Genomic DNA, 20,708 nt, shown 5'->3' with positions numbered 1-20,708 from the left:
GGTCAGGCGGGCTCCTCCCTGGCGCAGCGCAGGATCTGGAAGGACCGGGCGGTGACGGACACGTCCACGCCCGCCGGCCACATCTCGCCGGGGAAGGGGCCCTGCCCGGGAGCGTCGTCCGCCGTGTCCAGGACGGGGTGCCACCGGTCGCCGAACTCCGCGCCCGGCAGGGTGAACGTCAGGCTCTCGTGGTGCGCGTTGATCAGCAGGAGGAACGAGTCGTCCGTGATCCGCTCGCCGCGGGGGCCGGGCTCGGAGATGGCGTCGCCGTTGACGAACACCGCCAGCGACTTGGCGTAGCTCGCGTGCCAGTCGCCCGAGACCATCTCCTTGCCGGAGGGCGTGAGCCAGACGATGTCGCGCAGGTCGTCCCCGGCCCTGCGGCCGTAGAAGAACCGGCGTCGGCGGAACACCGGGTGGCCGCGCCGGAGCGCGGCGAGCAGCCGGACGAACTCCAGGAGGTCGGCCTCCGTCCTGGCCAGCGACCAGTCCACCCAGGAGATGTCGTTGTCCTGGCAGTAGGCGTTGTTGTTGCCCTGCTGCGTGCGCCCGAACTCGTCTCCGGCGAGCAGCATCGGCACGCCCTGGGAGACGAACAGCGTGGCCAGGAAGTTGCGCCGCTGCCGCCGGCGCAGCGCCGTGATGCCCGGATCCTCGGCCGGGCCCTCGGCGCCGCAGTTCCACGACCGGTTGTCGTCGGTGCCGTCGCGGTTGTGCTCTCCGTTGGCCTCGTTGTGCTTGCGGTTGTAGGAGACCAGGTCGGTGAGGGTGAACCCGTCGTGGCAGGTGACGAAGTTGATCGACGCCACCGGGCGGCGGCCGCTCTGGGCGTACAGGTCGCTCGACCCGGTGAGCCGCGAGGCGAACTCGGGCACCGTGCGTGAGCCGCCGCGCCAGAAATCGCGCACGGAGTCGCGGTACTTGCCGTTCCACTCCGTCCACAGGGGCGGGAAGTTGCCGACCTGGTAGCCGCCGGGGCCGACGTCCCACGGCTCGGCGATCAGCTTGACCTGCGAGATCACCGGGTCCTGCTGGATCAGGTCGAAGAACGCCGACAGCCGGTCCACGTCGTGCAGCTCGCGGGCGAGCGCGGCGGCGAGGTCGAACCGGAAGCCGTCGACGTGCATCTCCAGCACCCAGTAGCGCAGCGAGTCCATGATGAGCTGCAGCGCGTGCGGCGAGCGCACGTTCAGCGAGTTCCCGCAGCCGGTGTAGTCGAGGTAGTAGCGCCGGTCGGAGTCGTGCAGCCGGTAGTAGGCGGCGTTGTCGATGCCCCGGAACCCGAGGGTCGGGCCCATGTGGTCGCCCTCGGCCGTGTGGTTGTACACCACGTCCAGGATGACCTCGATGCCCGCCTCGTGCAGGGCGCGCACCATGGCCTTGAACTCCTGCACCTGCTCGCCCCGCTGGCCAGCGCTGGAGTACGTGTTGTGCGGCGCGAGGTAGGCGACGGTGTTGTAGCCCCAGTAGTTCGTCAGGCCGCGCGCCACCATCGCGTGCTCGGGGACGAACTGGTGGACCGGCATCAGCTCGACCGCCGTCACGCCGATCGACAGCAGGTGCTCGATCACCGCGGGATGCGCGAGCCCGGCGTACGTGCCGCGCTGCTCCTCGGGCACGTCCGGGTGCCGCATGGTCAGCCCGCGCACGTGCGCCTCGTAGATGACCGTCTCGTGGTACGGCGTGCGCGGCGGCCGGTCGTTGCCCCACTCGAAGAACGGGTTGATCACCACGTTCTTCGGCATGTACGGCGCGGAGTCGTCGGTGTTCAGCCGCCCCGGATCGGTGAAGTGGTAGGAGAACAGCGCCTCGTTCCAGCGCACGCCCCCCTCGATGGCCTTGCCGTACGGGTCGAGGAGCAGCTTGGCGGGGTTGCACCGGTGGCCGAGCTCCGGCGCGTACGGCCCGTGGACGCGGAAGCCGTACCGCTGGCCGGGCATGATGCCGGGCAGGTAGCCGTGCCAGACGAAGCCGTCCATCTCGGGCAGATCGACGCGGGTCTCGGCGCCGTCGTCGTCGAACAGGCACAGCTCGACCCGCTCGGCGACCTCGGAGAACACCGAGAAACTGGTGCCCACGCCATCCCAGGTGCCGCCGAGTGGATACGGCTCTCCAGGCCAGACTTCGCGCATGTGCCCCCATTCTCCTCGCGGCCGGTCCCTTCGGATACCCCAAAAGATCCGCGAGATCCGGTCCGGTCCGACACGGGCCCCCGCCGGGCCGGAAGGCGGCGACGGGGGCCCGGGAGGCGGTTCAGCCGACGAGCTCGGCGTTCAGCGTGATGGTGGTGCCCGCGAGCGCCTTGCTCACCGGGCAGTTGGCCTTGGCGTTCTCGGCCGCCTGCTGGAAGTCCTCGGCCGAGATGCCGGGAACCTGGCCGCGAACCGAGATCACGATGCCGGTGATGCCCTCACCCGGCTGGAAGGTCACGTCCGCCTTCGTCTCCAGCGACTGCGGCGGCGTCCCGGCCTTGGCCAGGCCGTTCGACAGCGCCATCGAGAAGCAGGAGGAGTGGGCGGCCGCGATCAGCTCCTCGGGGCTGGTCTTGCCGTTCGCCTGCTCCGCCCTGGACGGCCAGGAGACGTCGAACGTGCCGACGCCGGAGGAGTCGAGCGAGACCGTGCCGGAGCCGTCGAGCAGCGCGCCCTTCCACTGGGTGGTCGCGGTACGGGTGGTCGCCATGGCGATATCCCTTCAGTCGTTTAGGTGCCCATCTTCAGTGCCATGAGCGACCCTAACGCCGCCGGGTCCGCCGACGGGGAACCGGCCCGCGATCAGCGCGGGTGGCCCGCGTCAGCGGATGACGGTCTCGATGTCCAGGCCGAGCCGCGTCGCGCCGTCGAGAGCCAGGTCCCGCGCGTAGTCGTCGTCCGTCTCCGACAACACCCGGTGGATCCCGTCGATCGCCCGCCGGTCGCCCCTGTCCGCCAGCCCGCGCACGGCCTCCGCGACCGTCGTGATGTCGCGGTCGGCCAGCCGGGCGGCGAGCGCCTCCCGGATCCGGGGGGTGTCCGCGTCCAGGCCGGCCAGGCCCATGGTCGCCCAGTCGCGGACCTCGGCGTCGTCCTCCTCGGTCAGCCGTACCAGCCGGGCCAGGCCCTCCTCGTCGTCCGGAGGCAGCACGGCGGCGAGCGCCATGGCGTCCTTCCTGGACGGCCGGTGCCCCGGGCGGTCCACGATCTCCAGAACCTCGGGCAGCGCCTCCGGGTCGGCGTGGTGCGCGATCGCGCACAGAAGCGCGTCGACGACGCCGGGCTCGGGCTCGGTGCGGGCCAGCCGCCGCAGGATCGCGAGGCTGCGGTCGCGGAACGGCCGGTCCTTCGCGTCGTAGCCGAACTGGGCGAGCACGTCGACCGCGAACTCCCGGTCCAGCGGGTCGCCGCTGTCGCACAGCTCCTCCGCCGCCTCGAACGTCTCGTCGTCGTGGCGTTTCTGCAGCGCGTGCACCGCCGCCCACCAGGTCTCGCCGTCCTCGTCGACGTCCCGGTACGGCGCGGCGCGGGCCACCAGCTCCGTGGCCGGGGTGCGCAGGCCGAGCGCCTCCTCCAGGAGGATCGTGATCGCGGCGTGGCCCCGCTGCCGGGCGGTCCGGAAGCCGTCGCCCTTCGCGTCCCTGGCCTCGGCGGTGATCAGTTCGGTGCCGTCGTCGGCGTGGCCCCTGGCCACCATGACCGCCCACCCCGGCTCGGCGTGCCGCGTGACCTCCTCGCGCAGCTCCGCCTCCAGGTCGGTGCGGGACCAGCGTCTCGCGATGTCCAGAGCCGTCTCACCCGCGCCGTCCGGGCGCGCCGGGTCGGCGCCGTGCTCCAGGAGCGACCAGACGATCCCGTACGCCCCGAAACGGGCGGCCGCGGTGAGCGGCGTGGTGCCCTCCTCGTCGGCGGCGTCCGGGTCCGCGCCCGCGTCGAGGAGGACGTCCGCCGATCTCAGGTGCCCCTGGGCGGCGCACCACAGCAGGGCGGTCCAGCCGCCGCCCTCGGCGGCGTTCGCGTCGGCGCCGCCGTCGAGCAGGGCCTGGACGACCTCCCCGTGGTCCCAGCTGGCGGCAGCGCAGAGGGGGAGCCCCTCGTCCCTCCCGCCGCTCGGCCGGTCCGGGTCGGCCCCGTACTCCAGCAGCAGCCGTACCATCTCGTGGTCGCCGTTGACGGCGGCGCGGTAGAGCGGAGTGGTCCCGGGGGCGCGGTTCAGATCCGTGTCGGGATGGAGCATCCGCCGCACGCTGTCGACATCGCCCTCCGAAACCGCGTGCAGAAGCTCACGGTATGTCACTCTTCCATGGTCACACAGGTGGACAAATGGTTCCTTCCCAGGGAGGATGGGCGGCCACGATCGCGGGGATAGGGTTGTCCCGTGAGTGATCTGGGTGGAATGCGGGCGTCCGACGCCGAACGGGAGGCCGTGGTCGAGCGGCTGCGCGAGGCGTCGGTGGACGGACGGCTGACCCTCGCCGAGCTGACCGAGCGCACCGAGGCGGCCTACCTCGCCCGGACCCACGCCGAGCTCGCCCAGCTCACCGCCGACCTTCCCGGGGGCGCGCCCGCGCCCGCGCACCATCCGCCCGCCCCCGCCGGCGGCGGAGGCGGCAAGGTCCGCAAGTGGATCGTCGCGGTCATGGGCGACGCCAAGCGGCAGGGCACCTGGCGCATCGACCAGGAGATCGGCGCGGTCTGCGTGATGGGCGACGTCACGCTCGACCTGCGCGAGGCCGAGGTCCGCTCCAACGCGATCGACATCGTGGCCACCTGCGTGATGGGCGACCTCAAGATCATCGTCCCCGACGGCGTGGACGTGGAGCTGTCCGGCATGACCATCATGGGCGACAAGAAGGTCGAGGTGGTCGAGGCCCCGCCCAACCGGAACGCCCCCGTGGTCCGGGTCAGGGCGTACGTCGTGATGGGCGACGTGAAGATCATCGGCGACTCGCGGGCCAAGCCGATCAAACGCGGCTGGTTCGCCTGGAGCGAGTGGTGGCAGGAGCGCCGCGCCGAGGCGGGCTACGGCCCCCGCCGGGAGTTCTCCCACGACATGCGCCACGACATGCGCCAGGTGAACCACGACGTCCGCCAGGCGCTGGGCGAGGCGCGCGACGCGTTCCGCGAGATGCACCGGGAGGTCCGGGAATCCCACCGGGAGGTGCGCAGGGAGGAGCGGGAGGCCCGGAGAGAGGCCAGGGACGCCTGGCGCGCCTCACGCGACGGCTACCCGCCGGAGCCTCCGGAGCCGCCCCGCGCGCCCCGCTGGTGACCTCCGCGGGCGTCCCGCTTTCGGTGTATGCCCCGCTCGCCGCGGCGGCGCCGGTGATCTCCGTGTTCGTGCCCGCGTGCAACGCCCTGCCCCGGTTCGGGAGTAGAGATCGGTGACGGTCTCACCGAACGAATGAGGGCTCCATGCGGAACCGGGCGGATTTCGAACGCTACGTCGAGCAGCGGTCCGCTCGTCTGCTCCGCACGGCGTACCTGCTGTGCCGCGACTGGGCGACGGCGGAGGACCTGCTGCAGACCGCGCTCGCCCGGGCATGGCTCGCCTGGAGGAGGGTCGGCGACAATCCCGATCCGTACGTCTACCGCATCCTGGTGAACACGCACGCCTCCTGGTGGCGGCGCAGATCGCGGGCCGAAATCCCGGCGGCCGACCTGCCCGACGCGCCGGTCGCCGACGACGCCGACCTGGTCGGCTCCCGCGACGCGGTACGGCAGGCGGTGGAGGGCCTGCCGCCCCGGCAGCGTGCCGTGATCGTGCTGCGGTACTTCGCCGACCTGCCCGACGCGGAGATCGGCGACATCCTCGGATGCTCGGTGGCGACCGTACGAAGCCAGGCGAGCAGGGCGCTGGCCAAGCTGCGCGTCGATCCCGCGGCACGCTCCGCGACGAATCTGGGGAGCCGATGATGGCCATCAACGAATCCGACCTCCGCGATCTCCTGGCCGCCGACAGCGGGGACGGCACCGGCCGCGGCGTGGCCCTGGCCGACGTGGAACGGCGGGTGCGGCGCATCAGGCGGCGCCGCCTTGCCGCCGTGACCGGCGTCCTCGCCGCAGGTCTGGTGGTCACCGGCGTCCTGACGGTCCCGCACACCGTCACCGCCGAGGCCCCCGACGACATCTGGACCGCGGTCATGGCCCAGCCCGAGCCCTCGCCGTCGCCGACCGGCGCGTTCACGCATATCGCGGCGGGGAAGCTCGTGGAGCGGAAGTACCAACGGGCCGGCGTGAAACAACGCTTCACCTACCGGAACGGGAAGGGCATCCCCGCCCTCCAGATCAGGTGCCCCGACGCGCCCTCGTACGTTGTCGTGTGGACGAACCGGTTCTGGGTGCAGGGGCAGCCCTGCGGCACCGTTGAGGGGAAGCGGACCGACGGACAGGCGTCCGATGTCAGCCGTTCGTGGGCAAAGAACGGGCTGAACACCGTCGAGGTACTGGTGATCCCGGCCCACGACGTCCCGGACGGCCTGCCGCCGCGGCTGAAGAATCTCAGCATGCAGGATCTCAGCATGAAGGAGGCGGGCGGCATCCTGGCGAAGGATCTCAGCATGAACCAGGCGGACGCCATCCTGGCGAAGGCCAGACCCTATAAGGCCGACTGGAACGTGACCCTGTGGGATATGGTCCCCCGCTTCTCCTAGAGCGCAGGGCGTTGGCCGCCGGTCCTGTCGGCACGGGCCCCGCAAAAAGGGCCCGGCTCAGGCGGTCGCGGCGCGTCCGGATGGAAATGGAGATCAGGGCGTCCAGGGGCCGATGCGGTCCAGGCGGCGGCGCTGCTGGCGGGCGGTGGGGACGTCGAGGCCCTGGCCGCGTGCGGTGAGGCGGTCGGCGACGGCCGTGCGGTGCTCGACGGGCTTGTGGTCGTCGTATTTGAACTTGGCCCGTACGTCGGTGACCTCCAGGCGCAGGCCGCGGATGCCCGACAACATCCGGCCGTAGGGGGGCTGGTCGACGGCCACGGGTGCGTGGTCGCCGTCGGGCTGGAAGTGGGCGAGCTGGCGGCGCAGCAGCTCGGCCTTGGCCTCGGGATCGTCGACGACGCCGGCGCGGCAGATGAACTGGACGGCCGCGTAGTAGCTGGTGGGGACGCCCTCGTGCGGCGGGGTGCCTGCCTTGGCGCGCCAGAGGCCGGGGATGAAGGCGTAGTCGCCGATGACGGTGAGGACGACGTTCGGGTCGTGCTCGATCGCCTTCCACACCGGGTTGGGCCGGGCGAGGTGGACGAGGAGGTGCCGCCCGTCGCAGGTGAAGTGGGTGGGGACGACGACGGGCGGGTGGCCGGGCAGGCCGTTGACGCTCAGCTGTCCGAAGTCGTGGCCTTCGGCGATCCAGGTCCGCCATTCGGCCTCGTCCAGGCCGGCGTCCCAGGGCTGGATGAACATGCTGCTCTCCTTGCGTGGTCGGTGGTGTGGTGGGCCGCCCCCGCCACGGTGACGCAGTGGCGTCGTGATGTCCGGGCCCGCGGCACCGTGCGATTGACGGCCGCTATCCGCCGGCGGGGTGCGGCGGCAGGTGCACGGTCATGAGGAGCTCGCACGGCTCGGTGCCGCCGCCCCGGTAGGTGTGGGGGACGCCGCCGTCGAAGGTGGCGGTGGCGCCGGCGGGGACCTGGTGTTCGGCGCCGTCGAGGACGAGGGTCAGGCGGCCGCGAGTGACGCTGACGGTCTCCACGACCCCGGCCGGGTGCGGATGGCTGGGGTACGCCTCGCCGGGGTGCAGGCGCCAGCGCCACACCTCCACCGGCGCCGGGCCGCCGGTGGTGAGCATGAGGCGGGCCTCGCCGCCGAGCTCACCGGTCCACAGGGGTTCGGCGTCGGCGGCCTCGACGATCTGGATGGGGCGGTGCTGGGGGCCTTCGGTGAGGGCCGACACCGACATGCCCAGGGCGTCGGCGAGGCGCACCAGAGTGGCCAGGTTGGGGTTGCCCTGGGCGTTCTCCAGGCTGACCAGCGCGCCCTTGCTCACCTGCGCCCGGGTGCTGAGCTGCTCCACGGACAGGCCCGCCCGCAGCCGGGCCGCCTTCACGTTGGACGCCACCGCCTGCAGCGCCGTCGCCGTCCGCCCCACTGCTTCCCACTCCTCCGTGTCGGTCACTTCATTGTACTCTATGGTCGTTCCATTGAAAGGTTTGTGTTGTGACCGCTCTTCTGCTGGCCCTGGCCAGCTCCCTCGCCTACGGCTGTGCCGACTTCCTCGGCGGGCTCAGCGCCCGCGGCGCGCACGTCCTGCGCACCGTCGTCATCGCGGCTCCCGCCAGCCTCGCCGTCGAACTCGTCCTGTGGCCCTTCCTCGGCGCCCACTGGAGCGCGGCCGCCCTGGCCTGGGGCGCCGCCTCCGGAGCCGCGTCGGCCGCGGCCTTCGCGCTGCTCTACCGCACCCTGGCCATCGGCCCCATGAGCGTGCTCTCGCCCGTCACCGCACTGGTCTCCGCCGTCCTGCCGGTCGGCCTCGGCCTGGCCCAGGGCGAGCACCTCACCACGTACGCCCTGCTCGGCCTCCCGCTCGCGCTGACGGCCGTCGTCCTGGTCAGCGCCGGCCCCGGCGCGGGAGCCTCCCGCCCCAGCCGCACGGCCCTGCTGCTGGCTCTGGGCGCGGGCGCCGCGATCGCCGCCCAGCTCATCTGCCTCCACCAGAGCCCCGCCGACAGCGGCCTCGCCCCCATCATCACCGGCCGCGCCGTCTCCTCGGCCCTCGTCCTGGCCGCGGCAGCGCTGCTCCGCGAGCGCCTGGGCGCCCGGCGCCCCGCACCCGCCCTGTGCGCCGCCGCGGGAATGCTGGACTCCCTGGCCAACCTCGCCTTCCTCCTCGCCGCCCGCAGCGGAGACCTCGCCGTCGTCGCCGTCATCACCGCCCTCTACCCGGCCGGCACCGTCCTGCTGGCCCGCGTCGTCCTGTCCGAACGCGTCCACCGCGGCCAACTCGCCGGACTCGGCGTCGCCGCCGTCGCCGTCAGCCTCCTCGCCCTCAACTGACAGTGATCATGTAGGTGAGCACCGGCCGCCCGGCGCCGATCCCTGACGGCACCCCTTCTCCCGGGGCTTTCAGGGCGCCGGAGGCGTACGGCGGCGCCGCGGACACTCCAGGGGCCGCCCGCGACGATGAGGGGGGCGTGCCGGTCCATCTAGGCGGTGGCGGCGGGCTCCGGCTGGTGGGCGGCCTGTTCGTACCGTTCGAGGAGGAGCGTGACGATTTCGGGGGCCGGGCCGAGGACGTCGGCGACCAGGTCCGCCCCGGCCGCCAGAGTGTCGCGGCGGACCTTGTCGGCGAAATGCCCGGGGGCCAGCAGATACGGGGCGACGACCACGCGGGGCGCCCCGGCGCGCGACAGCCGTACGACCTCGTCCTGAGGGGTGGGGGCGGCGGCGGAGGCGTAGGCGGCGGTCACCGACCACCAGGACCGGCGCCGCGCCCAGGAGCGCGCGACGCGTGCCACCACCGCGTTGGCGCGGGGGTCGCTCGAACCGGCGGAGACCAGCACGACAGCGGTGCCGGGGTCTCCGGCCTCGACCCCGGCCTCGGCCAGCCGCCGCTCCAGGGCGGCCACGAGCAGCGGGTGGGGGCCCAGGGTCGGCCCGAGCCGGGCCCGCAGGCGGGGGCGGCGGACGGACGCCTCACGCAGGGCGGCGGGGATGTCGACCCGGCTGTGGTAGGCCGCGGTGAGCAGCAGCGGCAGCACCACGGCCTCGTCCAGCCCCGACAGGGCCCGGCCGAGCGTCGGCGGCGCGTGGTCCAGGTACGCCGTCCGCACGTCCAGGCCGGGCCGGGCCAGCCGTACGCCGTCGAGCAGCGACTCGACCGCCGTGGCGGCGCGCGGGTCGCGGGACCCGTGCGCCACGGCGATCAGCGGCGGTGTGGTCGGATGGGCGTTCACGGATGGCTCTTCCAGGGCTCTTCCAGGTCTTTCCGGGATGCCGGGCGCGGACGGGGCACGGAGGCGTGCGGCGTCCGCGCCGGACGGCCCCGGTGAACGGGCAGGTGAACGGGCGGCTGAACGGTCAGAGGTGGATGCCGCACTCGATCTTGCCGAGCCCGGCCCACCGGCCGCTGCGCGGGTCCTCGCCCGCGGCGACCCGCCGGGTGCAGGGCGCGCAGCCGATCGAGGGGTAGCCGTCGTAGTGCAGCGGGTTGATCAGGACGCCGTTGTCGGCGATGTAGTTGTCGACCTCGTCCTGGGTCCACCGCGCGATCGGGTTGATCTTGACCATCTGGCGCTTGGCGTCCCACTCGACGACCTTCGTGTTCGCCCGGGTGGGCGACTCGTCGCGCCGGATGCCCGACACCCAGGCGAGGTACGGCTCCAGCGCCCGGTTGAGCGGCTCCACCTTGCGCAGATAGCAGCACAGGTCGGGGTTGCGGCCGTGCAGCCGGGGCCCGAGGTCGCGGTCCTGCTCCGCGACCGTCCGCGACGGCGTCACGTTGATCAGGTTGACCTTGTAGACCGCCTCGACCGCGTCGCGGGTCCCGATCGTCTCGGCGAAGTGGTAGCCGGTGTCGATGAACAGCACGTCCACGCCGGGCTTGACCCGGCTCACCAGGTCGATCAGCAACGCGTCGCTCATCGAAGAGGTGAGACAGAGGCGGTCTCCGAACGTGGCCGCCGCCCACCGGATGATCTCCCGGGCGGGCGCGTCCTCCAGGAACCGCGCGGCGGACTCGACGATGCTCTGCAGGTCGAGCACGCCGCGCTGGCGTTCAAGACCTTCCTCTATCTCCACCAGGGTCATGACTACTCCTCAAACGTCGTACTTCGGAGGGGGCTAGCTGTGTCGTACGCCGATGCCGAGGAACCTCACCCGGAAGGCGCGGGCGCACGAGCGGCAGTACCAGCCGTGGCTCTCCTCCTCGGAGGCGTAGGGCTCGAGGTCCTCGTCGCCGCAGTAGGGGCAGTAGTAGGGGGCCGCTCGCTCGCTCATGCCGCCTCCTCGCCCGTCCGCCCGCGTGCGTGGCCGGCCGTCACTTGAGGTCCGCCTCGTCGGCCCGATGGACCCACTCGGAGAACGTCTCGCCGTCGTTCTTCTGCTTCTCGAAGTTCCGCACGACGCGCTCGACGTAGTCGGGCAGCTCCTCGGCGGTGGTCTTCAGGCCGCGGACCTTGCGGCCGAAGTTGGGGTTCACGCCGATCGAGCCGCCCAGGTGGACCTGGAAGCCCTCGACCTGCTCGCCCTCGTCGTTCACCACGAGCTGCCCCTTGAGGCCGATGTCGGCCACCTGGATGCGGGCGCAGGAGTTCGGGCAGCCGTTGACGTTGATCGTGAGCGGCTCCGCGAAGCCGGGCAGCCGGGCCTCCAGCTCGTCGATCAGCTTCGCCGCGGTCGACTTGGTCTCGACGATCGCGATCTTGCAGTACTCGATGCCGGTGCAGGCCATCGTCTGGCGGCGGAACGTGGACGGGTTGACCCGCAGGTCGGCGGCCTCCAGTTCGGCGACGATCGAGTCCACGCGGTCGGGTGCGACGTCGAGGACGACCATCTTCTGCTCGACCGTGGTGCGGACCCGGCGGGAGCCGTGCCGCTCGGCGATGTCGGCGATCCGGTGCAGCGTGTCGCCGTCCACCCGGCCCACCTTGGGCGCGAACCCGACGTAGAAGTTGCCGTCCTTCTGCGGGAAGACGCCGACGTGGTCGCGGCGGCCGCCGCGCGGCTCCTCGGGGGCGGGCCCGTCGGGCAGCCGGTAGCCGAGGTACTCGGTCTCCAGGACCTCGCGGAACTTCTCCGCGCCCCAGTCGTCGACCAGGAACTTGATCCGCGCCCGGTGGCGCAGCCGCCGGTAGCCGTAGTCGCGGAAGATCCCGCAGACGCCCGCCCACACCTCGTGCACCTGCTCGGGCCGTACGAACGCGCCCAGCCGCTTGGCGAACATCGGATTGGTGGACAGGCCGCCGCCGACCCAGACGTCGAAGCCCTGCTCGCCCTCGCGGGTCACGCCGACGAACGCGACGTCGTTGATCTCGTGGACGGTGCAGTGCGCGGAGCAGCCGCTGATGGCGGTCTTGAACTTGCGCGGCAGGTTGGAGAACGCCTTGTCGCCGACGTACCGGGAGGCGATGTCGGCGATCGGGCCGGTGCCGTCGATCACCTCGTCCGCGTCGATCCCGGCGAGCGGGCAGCCCATGATCACGCGCGGGGTGTCGCCGCACGCCTCGGTCGTGGACAGGCCGACCGCCTCCAGGCGCTTCCAGATGTCCGGGACCGACTCGATCTCGACCCAGTGGAGCTGGATGTTCTGCCGGTCGGTGATGTCGGCCGTGCCCCTGGCGTAGTCGTTGGAGATGTCGGCGATCGCCCGGAGCTGGTCCAGGTCGAGCTGGCCGCCGTCGATGCGCACCCGGAGCATGAAGTAGCGGTCGTCGAGCTCCTCCGGCGGCAGGATCGCGGTCTTGCCGCCGTCGATCCCCGGCTTGCGCTGGGTGTACAGGCCGTACCAGCGCATCCGGCCCCGGAGGTCGGCGGGGTCGATCGAGTCGAACCCGGCCTTGGAGTAGACGTCGATGATGCGCTGACGGACGTTGAGCCCGTCGTCGGCCTTCTTGTTCTCCTCGTTCTTGTTCAGCGGCTCACGGTAACCGAGAGCCCACTGGCCTTCGCCGCGCGGGCGCTTGTGGTGGCGGTTCGCCGGGCGGGCCGGGGTGCTCATGAGGGCGTCCTTAGTCCGAAGGATTCGAAAACGGGTCGCGAGAACAGCGGCACGGGGCCACGGCGCGACCCTGGACGCGTGGGTCAGGCGGCCTCCCGCCTCATCGTCGAGTGCGGGGGCGAACACGAAAAAGGACGCCTGTTCACGCGCCCAATGTCAGAAGAGATGGGCGACGGTCAACGGGCGTCGATACAGATGGCGCTGCGGACACGCAGAAGGTCGACGTGGCGACGCACGACGAGCAACGGGTCCGCTGGCATGTGCCAAACGATACCCGGGGCGTCCTTGATGTCCAAGTTCGGTTTCACCATGTGGACGAAACGCGCACGACATCCGGACGACACACGCGCGGGCGGCGGGGCCGGGACGCGGCCCCGGCGCGGCTCCCGCCGCGGCCGGAACGCGCGTGCGGGCGACTCCGGGAACGCGTCCCGGGAGGCGTCACGCCCCGTCCGCGCCCACGTCAGCCCTGGCTGATCCAGTTCTGCGCGGGCTCGTTCCCGCCGGGCGTCGCGGGCGGCTCGCGGTGTTGGCAGTCGCACCAGGAGCCGTCGCGGCACTCGTCGTGCCGGCGCTCCTTGCAGGCGTCGCAGATCACGGTCTCACCGTTCCCCGTAGAAGAACATTCGGTTACGCTCGCGGTCCAGAGCCGTTCGTGGCGTTCGGGTCGTTCACGCGGTTCGGACCGTTCAGGGTCGTCCGGGAGGGTGCCGTGGCCGTTTCCACGTCCGATTTGATGTCCGAGCTGATCGCCGACCTGAGCGCCGAGACGGCGGAGCTGTGCGCGATGGTGCGTACTCTCGACCTTCCCGGCTGGGAGCTTCCCACTCCCTCTGAGGGCTGGTCCGTGCGCGACCAGTTCAGCCACCTCGCCTGGTTCGACGACTCGGCCGCCTCCGCGCTGAGCGACCCGGACGGGTTCCGCGCCGCCCGCGAGCGTCTGATGGCGCGCGGGGAGACGGCGCTGGACGACCAGGTCGCGGACTCGCGCGGGCTCGCCCCCGCGGAGCTCCTCGACTGGTTCGGCGCGGCCAGGGCCCGGATGACCGAGGCGCTGCGCGCGGTCGATCCCGCCGCCCGGGTCCCGTGGTACGGCCCCGACATGTCGCCCGCCTCGTTCGCCACCGCCCGGCTGATGGAGACGTGGGCGCACGGCCAGGACGTCGCCGACGCGCTGGGGGTCGACCGCGCCCCCACCACGCGGCTGCGCCACGTGGCCCTGCTGGGCGTGCGCGCCATGCCGTACGGCTTCGCGGTGCGGGGGCGGCCGGTCCCCTCGGCCCCGGTCAGGGTGGAGCTGGCCATGCCGGACGGCACGTGGTGGGTGGCCGGGCCGGAGGGTGCCGAGGACGCGGTGCGGGGGCCGATCGAGGACTTCTGCCTGGTCGTCACGCAGCGGTCCCACGTCGCCGACACCTCCCTGTCCGTGACGGGCGGGACCGCCGGCGCGTGGATGTCCGTCGCCCAGGCGTTCGCCGGGCCGCCCGGACCGGGACGAGCAGCCCGGGGCGCGGCGGGAGCCCGGGGCGCGGCGGGATCTCGGGGCGCGGAAAAGTCCCTGAACCCCGAGAAGCCCCTGAAACCGGAAGGGACATCTGAAACCCTGAAAAATCAGGTGAATCTCCGGGAGATCGCGAAATCACGGGAAGATGACGTGCGCCATGATTGAGACATGCGGACACTGCTGAACGTCATCTGGCTGGTTTTCGCCGGTGTGTGGCTCGCCCTGGGCTACGTGGTCGCCGGGATCGTCTGCTGCATCCTGATCATCACCATCCCGTTCGGCATCGCGTCCTTCAGGATCGCGGCGTACGCCCTGTGGCCGTTCGGGCGCACCGTCGTCCGCGACCCCGAGGCGGGCGTCATGAGCGCGATCGGGAACGTCATCTGGCTGGTGTTCGCCGGGATCTGGCTGGCGATCGGGCACGTCGTCACCGCGGTGCCGCTGTTCGTGTCGATCATCGGCATCCCGCTCGGCATCGCCAACCTCAAGATGATCCCCGTCTCTCTCCTGCCGCTCGGGGCTCGCATCGTGGATGCCGACAATCCGTACATTTCGACACGGTAAGGGCTCGGCGTCAGTTCGCTCATCGGTGTCATGACACCCCGTCCTTGCGAATACGGTTAGATGCCATGACGTCCGCGGACGCGCCCACCCACCGGCCGAGACACGACTCGCGCCGGGGCATGGCGCGTGCCCGGGCCCGGCTCGACTGGGTGCGCGGCTCCAGCGCGTGGGCGCTGGCCAAGTCCACCACCATGGCGGGCGTCAACTACCGCGTCACTGGGCTCGCCGGAGAAGCGGCCTTCTTCGCGCTCCTGTCGCTGCCGCCGTTCGTGCTCGGACTGCTCGGCGTGATGGGCCACCTGAGCGGCCTGCTCGGCGAGCAGACCGTCACACTGATCAGGCAGTGGGTGGTCGACCAGGCCGGCCTGCTGTTCACCGACAACACCGTCGACCGCGTCGTGCGGCCCCTGCTCAACGACGTGCTCGCCGGGGGGCAGGTCTCGCTCATCTCGGTGGGGTTCCTGCTGTCGCTGTGGTCGGGGTCCCGGGCCCTCTTCGTGTACGTGGACCTGATATCCATCGCCTACGGGCTGGGGGAGACCCGGGGGATCATCCGGACCCGGGTCCTGTCCTTCGGGCTGTACCTGGCCGCCCTGCTCATCGGGCTGATCGTCATGCCGGTGCTCGTCATCGGCCCGACGCTGCTCGCCGAGGCGCTGTCCGGCTACAGCGTGCTCGTCACGATCTTCTACTGGCCCGTGGTGATCGTCGGCTCGGTGGTCATGCTGACCCTGCTCTACCACGTCAGCGTCCCGATGCGGACCCGCTGGTGGCGCGAGGTCCCGGGAGCCGTGCTCGCCCTCATCATCTGGATCGTGTGCGGCGCCGTCCTGCGCGAGGTCCTCGCCGCCTGGTTCACGCCGCTGTCGATCTACGGCTCGCTCGCGGCCCCGATCGCCGTCCTCCTCTGGCTGTACATCACGGCGCTCGCCGTGCTCATCGGCGCCACGCTGAACGCCGAGGTGGACCGCATGTGGCCCCTGGAGGGCACCGCCCGCCGCCAGGCCGAATAGCCCCTCCGGCAGTCCCGCCGTCGCGGGGCCGGATTCACACGGCGCTCCGGCCTCCGGGGTGCGCGAGCCGTACCCGGAGGCTCGGATAGGGTGGGAGGCGTCGCGACTGGCGCTGACGTGCCCTCGGGCATGTGCTAGGTGGGGCACCACCGGGGAGCGAACGTGCGGAGGCCGTGCGCCTGGGTCACCGCGGCTGTCGATGTTGACAAGGAAAGGCGCCAATGGCTGAGAACTCGCTGAACGTCGTCGATCCCGAGATCGCCGAGCTCATCAGGGCCGAGGAGCGGCGACAGGCCGACACCGTCAAGCTGATCGCCTCGGAGAACTACGTCTCCCGGGCCGTGCTTGAGGCCACCGGGACGGTTCTGACGAACAAGTACTCCGAGGGTTACCCCGGCAAGCGGTACTACGAGGGCCAGCAGGTCATCGACCAGATCGAGACCATCGCCGTCGAGCGGGCCAAGTCGGTCTTCGGCGTGAACCACGCCAACGTCCAGCCGTACTCGGGCTCGCCGGCCAACCTCGCGATCTACATGGCGTTCCTGAAGCCGGGTGACACCGTGCTCGGCATGGGCCTGCCGTTCGGCGGGCACCTCACCCACGGCTGGTCGGTCTCCGCGACCGGCAAGTGGTTCACCCCCGTCCGGTACGGCGTGCGCAAGGACACCGGCCGCATCGACATGGACGAGGTCCGCGCCCTCGCGCTGGAGCACCGGCCGAAGCTGATCTTCTGCGGCGGCACCGCGATCCCGCGCACCATCGACTTCCCGGCGTTCGCCGAGATCGCCCGCGAGGTGGACGCGGTCCTCGCCGCCGACATCGCGCACATCGCCGGTCTCGTCGCCGGCGGCGCCCACCCGTCGCCGGTCGGGTACGCCGACGTGATCTCCACGACCACGCACAAGACGCTGCGCGGCCCGCGCGGCGCCATGCTGATGGCCACCTCCGACGAGCACGCCACCGCGCTGAACAAGGCGGTCTTCCCCGGCCTGCAGGGCGGCCCGCACAACCACACGACCGCCGCCATCGCGGTCGCGCTGCGCGAGGCGTCCCAGCCGGAGTTCAAGGCGTACGCGGCGCAGGTCGTGAAGAACGCCAAGGCGCTCGCCGAGGAGCTGGGCTCCCGGGGCTTCGACCTGGTCTCCGGCGGCACCGACAACCACCTGATCCTGATGGACCTGACTCCCAAGGGCGTCGGCGGCAAGCCCGCCGCCCAGGCGCTCGACCGGGCGGGTCTGGAGACCAACTACAACACCGTCCCGTTCGACACGCGCAAGCCGTTCGACCCGTCGGGCATCCGGATCGGCACCCCCTCGGTCACCTCGCGCGGCATGGGCGAGGGCGAGATGCGCCAGATCGGCGCCTGGATCGACGAGGTCGTCACCGCGGTCGCCAAGGGCGACGCCGAGGACGTCATCGCCCGGGTCCACAACGAGGTCAGCGAGCTCACGGCCAAGTTCCCGGCCCCCGGCCTGTCCTGACCCCCTCTTCCGGCGCGTACGCGTGGCCACGCCCTCTCACGGGGGCGTGGCCACGCCGCGTTTCGCGGGAAATCCGGGGAAAAATCGGTTGCGAGGGTGGGGAGGCGGTGCGCTAGTGTTCTGCCCGGAACGCCGCTTTCGGATGCGGCCGACACTGAGGGAGGTGACGACTATGCGGGTCTTTCTGATGACCATGCCGTCCGTCAACCTCCGGGTGCCCGCCTAGACCGTCGCTGGGCACCCGACTCCCGAAGGGTGTCACCCAGTTGTTCTCCGGTTCGTTCTCCGGTTCCATCGATCTTTCTCTTCTCGGCTGGAACGACTCGCTTCCGCTTCCCGCCGGTGCCGTTCCCGCCCGTGTCGCCCGCGTCGACCGGGGCGCCGCCGAGGTGATCGCGGCCGACGGCCAGTTCCAGGCCCGCTACAGCGCCCGGATCCGCCGCGCCGCCGCCGAGGACCCCGTCAGCCTGCCGTGCGTCGGCGACTGGGTCGCCCTCTCGCGGCTGCCCGAGGGCCGCTACGAGCTGGACGGCGTCCTGCCCCGATCGTCCGCGTTCGTGCGCGGCGGCGTCAGCAGGGACTCGCGGGGCGGGCTGTCCGGCGACGGCCAGGGCCAGGTCCTGGCCGCCAACGTGGACATCGTGTTCGTGGCCGAGCCGTCCATGCACTCCACCGACTTCGCCGACCTCGGCCGGATCGAGCGCCTGGTGGCGCTCGCCTGGGAGAGCGGGGGAGTGCCGGTGGTGCTCATCACCAAGGCCGACCTGTTCGAGCGGGGGCTCGGCGACCTCCTGGCCGACGTCCGGAACGCCGTCCCCGGCGTGGACGTTCACCCGGTGTGCGCGCACACCGGCGAGGGCGTCGACGCCGTGCGCGCCTACCTCGACGGCGCGAAGACGGCCGTCGTCCTCGGTCCGTCCGGCGCGGGCAAGTCCACCCTAGTGAACGCCCTCGCAGGAGGGGACGTGATGGAGACCCAGCAGGTGCGCGCGGCCGACGGCCGGGGACGGCACACCACCGTCCACCGCGAGCTGATCCCGCTGCCCGGCGGCGGGCTGATCATCGACACCCCCGGCATCCGCCGGGTCGGCCTGTACGACATGAGCGACGGCGTGGACCTGGTCTTCTCCGACATCGAGGAACTCGCCGAGGACTGCCGGTTCGCGGACTGCTCGCACGGCGGCGAGCCCGGCTGCGCCGTACGCGCGGCGGTGGAGGCGGGCGCGCTTCCCGAGCGGCGGCTGGAGAGCTGGGTCAAGCTCCAGCGCGAGGCGGCGTGGATGGCCCGGCGCACCGACGCGCGGCTCCGCAGCGAGGAGACCCGCAAGTGGAAGATCATCCACAAGGAGATGCGCAAGCCCGGCCGCTCCCGGCCGTAGCCGGAGGGACCGGAACGCCCGGCGGACAGACGAAACCGCCGGGCGTTCCGCCCGCCGTGTTGGGGTATCGGCGGGTGGAACGGCCCGGCGGCCTCGTGTGACGCGTGTCGGGGGGAGACGTTCAGTCGGCTCAGGCGACCGCGCTGATGCCGGCGCTCGCGGCGCGCCGCATGCGGCGGCGACGCTCGGAGGCGCGCTCGTCCTCGTTCAGCCCGCCCCAGGTGCCGTACTTCTCAGGACGGGAAAGGGCGTAGTCGAGGCACTCGGCTCGCACGGGGCACTGAGCGCAGATGGCCTTGGCCTTGCGCTCGCGGATGTCGCGCTCCGGCTGACGCTCGCCGTCAGGACCGAAGAACAGCACAAGGTCCTCTCCCCGGCACGCGGCATCATCCTGCCAACCCCAGCTGGGGCGCGGGCGGGCGAGCTGCCGACGTACCTGAGACATGAGAAACCACCTTTGGTGAGAGGTATTTCAGTGTTTGTGCCGCATCGGGCGCTTGTGGCGTCCCTGGGTCCAACGCCGGGATCAGCCGTGGTGTTCCCAGCTCTTGGCAGAGCCTCAGGCCAGTGCCGGGCTGAGCTCGCTCAACTCCGCCAGCCTGTAGGTCGAGATCTCTTCGGTGCAGGCCGTGCCGCACGGTGCCGCGAACACCGCAGGCTCGACCACTACCCGAAACCGCGACAGACCACCTGGCCTCGTGCACTGCACGATGCACACGGTGGCGTCGCCTTCCGATTCCGACCGGGAGCATTCCACGGCCACCCCGCCGACCGAGAGCTCGCCCGTATGTGCGCGGACGAAATGCTCGGCGGCTTGCAGTGGCTCAGGGAGACCCGCGCGCCCCCGGTAACGGTCGAGGACGACCTCACCGTTCCGGTACGCGTTTGCCGCCGCGATCGCAGCAGCCTGAGACATGCTGCCGTAGTAAAGCCCGTGTGGCAAGCATACGAGGTTGGCGGCGTATCGATCGCCGCCGACATGGGTGGTTTCCCACACCTGGCCCGGCAGGTTCTCGTCGAGGAACCGCGCGAGCGGGAGCCCGAGACGCGCACAACAGGCGTTGCGCTTGGCGTGGGTGCACACGAGGAACACCGGCTCGTTCACCAGTATGCAGGACTCCGGAACCACTCCGTGCACGAGTGAGCCCAGGTCAAGATCGTTGGAGCTCTGGAACGAGCCCTCCGCGAGCCACGGCCGCGCCCCCGACGAGGAGGCGACGAACACGTGCAGCGGGCCTCCCGGGGCCGGTCGCCGCCCGGGGCGGCGGATCAACTGGGGGCGGACGCCGAGCGCGGTGGCCCGGTCGATCAGGATGCGCACGTCGTCGGGCAGGCGGCACTCGTCGAGGTACGCCGCCCAGGGCCCGGAATGCTCGATGAGCAGCCAGAACCGGGCGCCGACCGTCGCGCTGGCGAGGATCGGCGCCTCGCCCGTGTGCAGCGCGGCGGCGTGTCCGCACCCATTCGCCATGCCGGCCCGCCCTCCTTCTCGGCTCGCCTCGTCGCGGTCCGGGTGCCGGGGATCCCCGATCCGGCCGACGGAATTAGGTAAGACTAACCTTATCGACAGGTGTCAAGGGCCCGGCACGCGGGGTCCCAACTTCCCCTCGCGTCTCGCGTCAACCGGTGCGGACAGAGATCCTCGTCACACTTCCCGCCGCGCTCCCCGGCCGTCACGGTGCGTATGCGGGCCGTAGGGCGGGGTGACGCCGTGACGGGACGTTCTCCGGCCCGTCGTCCCGGCCCGTCGTCCCGGCCCGTCGTCCCGGCGCGGCGGGCGGGGTGCGCGCGCTCAGCCGCCAAGGGCGAGCGCCGCCTCGGCGGCGGGGAGGGCCGCCTCGCGGTCTTCCGGGACGAGGCCGATCCTGGTCCGCCGGTCGAGCAGGTCGCCCGCGTCGAGCGCCCCCTCGTGGAGCACCGCCCACACCAGTTCGGCCCGGGTGATCCCGGCGGCGACCGTCTCGCCGAGAGCCGGGTCCCGCCTCGCCAGGTCCTGTACGGCCCGCGCCTCCCAGCCGTACCGCGCGACCAGGTGGGCCGGCGGGTCGCCGGGGGACGCGGCGCGGCGCGACCGGCCGTCGGGCGACGGGCCGGGGAGGGACGGGCTCCGGCGGTTCGGGGAGGCGCCGGCGCCGTCCGCGGGTGCCGGC

General features: G+C 71.8%; 22 protein-coding genes and 1 riboswitch. Of the genes, 9 read left to right on the top strand and 13 right to left on the bottom strand.

Annotation, left to right across the window (positions count from 1 at the left end; all coding sequences use genetic code 11):
* Positions 1–2: 2 nt before the first annotated feature.
* The 3 genes from glgX to AWQ70_RS36075 all read right to left on the bottom strand — a co-directional run bounded on the left by glgX (position 3) and on the right by AWQ70_RS36075 (position 4,269).
* Positions 3–2,132 carry a glycogen debranching protein GlgX gene (gene glgX, locus AWQ70_RS36085; protein ID WP_067186537.1) on the bottom strand — a complete coding sequence of 710 codons (2,130 nt, stop codon included), beginning with the start codon at positions 2,130–2,132 and terminating at the stop codon, positions 3–5.
* Positions 2,133–2,253: 121 nt separating this feature from the next.
* Entirely contained in the window at positions 2,254–2,682 is a 429-nt protein-coding gene (locus tag AWQ70_RS36080; RefSeq protein ID WP_067186535.1) for an OsmC family protein, read from the bottom strand.
* Positions 2,683–2,793: 111 nt separating this feature from the next.
* Entirely contained in the window at positions 2,794–4,269 is a 1,476-nt protein-coding gene (locus AWQ70_RS36075) for an ankyrin repeat domain-containing protein (protein ID WP_245647316.1), read from the bottom strand.
* A gap of 81 nt (positions 4,270–4,350) precedes the next feature.
* On the opposite strand from AWQ70_RS36075, the gene AWQ70_RS36070 reads away from it, so the two are divergent.
* The 3 genes from AWQ70_RS36070 to AWQ70_RS36060 all read left to right on the top strand — a co-directional run bounded on the left by AWQ70_RS36070 (position 4,351) and on the right by AWQ70_RS36060 (position 6,625).
* On the top strand, positions 4,351–5,244 hold the full coding sequence (locus AWQ70_RS36070; protein WP_084518194.1) for a DUF1707 SHOCT-like domain-containing protein: 894 nt from the start codon (positions 4,351–4,353) through the stop codon (positions 5,242–5,244).
* A 143-nt stretch (positions 5,245–5,387) separates the two neighbouring features.
* Positions 5,388–5,888 carry a SigE family RNA polymerase sigma factor gene (locus AWQ70_RS36065; RefSeq protein WP_067186530.1) on the top strand — a complete coding sequence of 167 codons (501 nt, stop codon included), beginning with the start codon at positions 5,388–5,390 and terminating at the stop codon, positions 5,886–5,888.
* Positions 5,888–6,625 carry a hypothetical protein gene (locus AWQ70_RS36060; protein WP_067186528.1) on the top strand — a complete coding sequence of 246 codons (738 nt, stop codon included), beginning with the start codon at positions 5,888–5,890 and terminating at the stop codon, positions 6,623–6,625. The genes AWQ70_RS36065 and AWQ70_RS36060 overlap by 1 nt, the downstream gene beginning before the upstream one ends.
* Positions 6,626–6,718: 93 nt before the next feature.
* Here the strand turns inward: AWQ70_RS36060 and AWQ70_RS36055 are convergent, their stop codons facing one another.
* Together AWQ70_RS36055 and AWQ70_RS36050 are read right to left on the bottom strand one after the other, a co-directional pair.
* Positions 6,719–7,366 (bottom strand): FMN-binding negative transcriptional regulator, encoded by a 648-nt coding sequence (locus tag AWQ70_RS36055; protein ID WP_067186526.1) that lies wholly within the window; start codon positions 7,364–7,366, stop codon positions 6,719–6,721.
* 103 nt (positions 7,367–7,469) lie between these two features.
* A complete protein-coding gene (locus tag AWQ70_RS36050; protein ID WP_067186524.1) occupies positions 7,470–8,078 on the bottom strand; it encodes a helix-turn-helix domain-containing protein in 609 nt (202 codons plus the stop codon).
* A 41-nt stretch (positions 8,079–8,119) separates the two neighbouring features.
* Here AWQ70_RS36050 and AWQ70_RS36045 point away from each other — a divergent pair, with 41 nt between their 5' ends.
* Entirely contained in the window at positions 8,120–8,956 is an 837-nt protein-coding gene (locus tag AWQ70_RS36045) for an EamA family transporter (RefSeq protein WP_067186522.1), read from the top strand.
* Positions 8,957–9,105: 149 nt separating this feature from the next.
* Here the strand turns inward: AWQ70_RS36045 and AWQ70_RS36040 are convergent, their stop codons facing one another.
* From AWQ70_RS36040 to AWQ70_RS42200, 5 genes are all read right to left on the bottom strand, one after another.
* Positions 9,106–9,855, bottom strand: a complete 750-nt coding sequence (locus AWQ70_RS36040; RefSeq protein ID WP_157530863.1) for a sirohydrochlorin chelatase — start codon at positions 9,853–9,855, stop codon at positions 9,106–9,108.
* A 124-nt stretch (positions 9,856–9,979) separates the two neighbouring features.
* Positions 9,980–10,708, bottom strand: a complete 729-nt coding sequence (locus tag AWQ70_RS36035; protein WP_067186517.1) for a phosphoadenylyl-sulfate reductase — start codon at positions 10,706–10,708, stop codon at positions 9,980–9,982.
* A 33-nt stretch (positions 10,709–10,741) separates the two neighbouring features.
* Entirely contained in the window at positions 10,742–10,897 is a 156-nt protein-coding gene (locus tag AWQ70_RS36030; protein WP_066939173.1) for an Insertion element protein, read from the bottom strand.
* A 40-nt stretch (positions 10,898–10,937) separates the two neighbouring features.
* A complete protein-coding gene (locus AWQ70_RS36025) occupies positions 10,938–12,617 on the bottom strand; it encodes a nitrite/sulfite reductase (protein WP_067186515.1) in 1,680 nt (559 codons plus the stop codon).
* 463 nt (positions 12,618–13,080) lie between these two features.
* Complete coding sequence (locus AWQ70_RS42200; RefSeq protein WP_281197185.1) at positions 13,081–13,215, bottom strand: hypothetical protein; 135 nt, start codon at positions 13,213–13,215, stop codon at positions 13,081–13,083.
* Between the two features lie 114 nt (positions 13,216–13,329).
* Between AWQ70_RS42200 and AWQ70_RS36020 the strand changes: the two genes are divergently transcribed.
* From AWQ70_RS36020 to rsgA, 5 genes are all read left to right on the top strand, one after another.
* Positions 13,330–14,286, top strand: coding sequence for a TIGR03084 family metal-binding protein (locus tag AWQ70_RS36020; RefSeq protein WP_306303436.1), 957 nt, complete (start codon positions 13,330–13,332; stop codon positions 14,284–14,286).
* 3 nt (positions 14,287–14,289) lie between these two features.
* On the top strand, positions 14,290–14,685 hold the full coding sequence (locus AWQ70_RS36015; protein WP_067186511.1) for a YccF domain-containing protein: 396 nt from the start codon (positions 14,290–14,292) through the stop codon (positions 14,683–14,685).
* Positions 14,686–14,750: 65 nt separating this feature from the next.
* Complete coding sequence (locus tag AWQ70_RS36010; protein ID WP_084518193.1) at positions 14,751–15,698, top strand: YihY/virulence factor BrkB family protein; 948 nt, start codon at positions 14,751–14,753, stop codon at positions 15,696–15,698.
* A 95-nt stretch (positions 15,699–15,793) separates the two neighbouring features.
* Positions 15,794–15,890: riboswitch (ZMP/ZTP riboswitch) on the top strand.
* Positions 15,891–15,919: 29 nt separating this feature from the next.
* Positions 15,920–17,179: a serine hydroxymethyltransferase gene (gene glyA / locus AWQ70_RS36005; RefSeq protein ID WP_067186509.1), complete on the top strand. Its 1,260-nt coding sequence runs from the start codon at positions 15,920–15,922 to the stop codon at positions 17,177–17,179.
* Positions 17,180–17,445: 266 nt separating this feature from the next.
* Positions 17,446–18,558 (top strand): ribosome small subunit-dependent GTPase A, encoded by a 1,113-nt coding sequence (rsgA, locus tag AWQ70_RS36000; protein WP_084518192.1) that lies wholly within the window; start codon positions 17,446–17,448, stop codon positions 18,556–18,558.
* A 130-nt stretch (positions 18,559–18,688) separates the two neighbouring features.
* Here rsgA and AWQ70_RS35995 read toward each other — a convergent pair whose 3' ends face one another.
* The 3 genes from AWQ70_RS35995 to AWQ70_RS35985 all read right to left on the bottom strand — a co-directional run.
* Positions 18,689–19,003 (bottom strand): WhiB family transcriptional regulator, encoded by a 315-nt coding sequence (locus AWQ70_RS35995; protein WP_076434697.1) that lies wholly within the window; start codon positions 19,001–19,003, stop codon positions 18,689–18,691.
* A gap of 114 nt (positions 19,004–19,117) precedes the next feature.
* Positions 19,118–20,029 (bottom strand): ferredoxin family protein, encoded by a 912-nt coding sequence (locus AWQ70_RS35990; protein WP_067186507.1) that lies wholly within the window; start codon positions 20,027–20,029, stop codon positions 19,118–19,120.
* Between the two features lie 321 nt (positions 20,030–20,350).
* On the bottom strand, positions 20,351–20,708 hold a 358-nt coding region (locus AWQ70_RS35985), incomplete at its 5' end, for a glycerol-3-phosphate dehydrogenase C-terminal domain-containing protein (RefSeq protein ID WP_281197184.1).

The sequence above is a fragment of the Microtetraspora niveoalba genome (assembly GCF_001570405.1).
GTDB classification, from domain to species: Bacteria; Actinomycetota; Actinomycetes; order Streptosporangiales; family Streptosporangiaceae; genus Microtetraspora; species Microtetraspora niveoalba.
The sequence above is the reverse complement of the archived record's forward strand: the minus strand, read 5'-3'. Positions and strand labels throughout refer to the sequence as shown.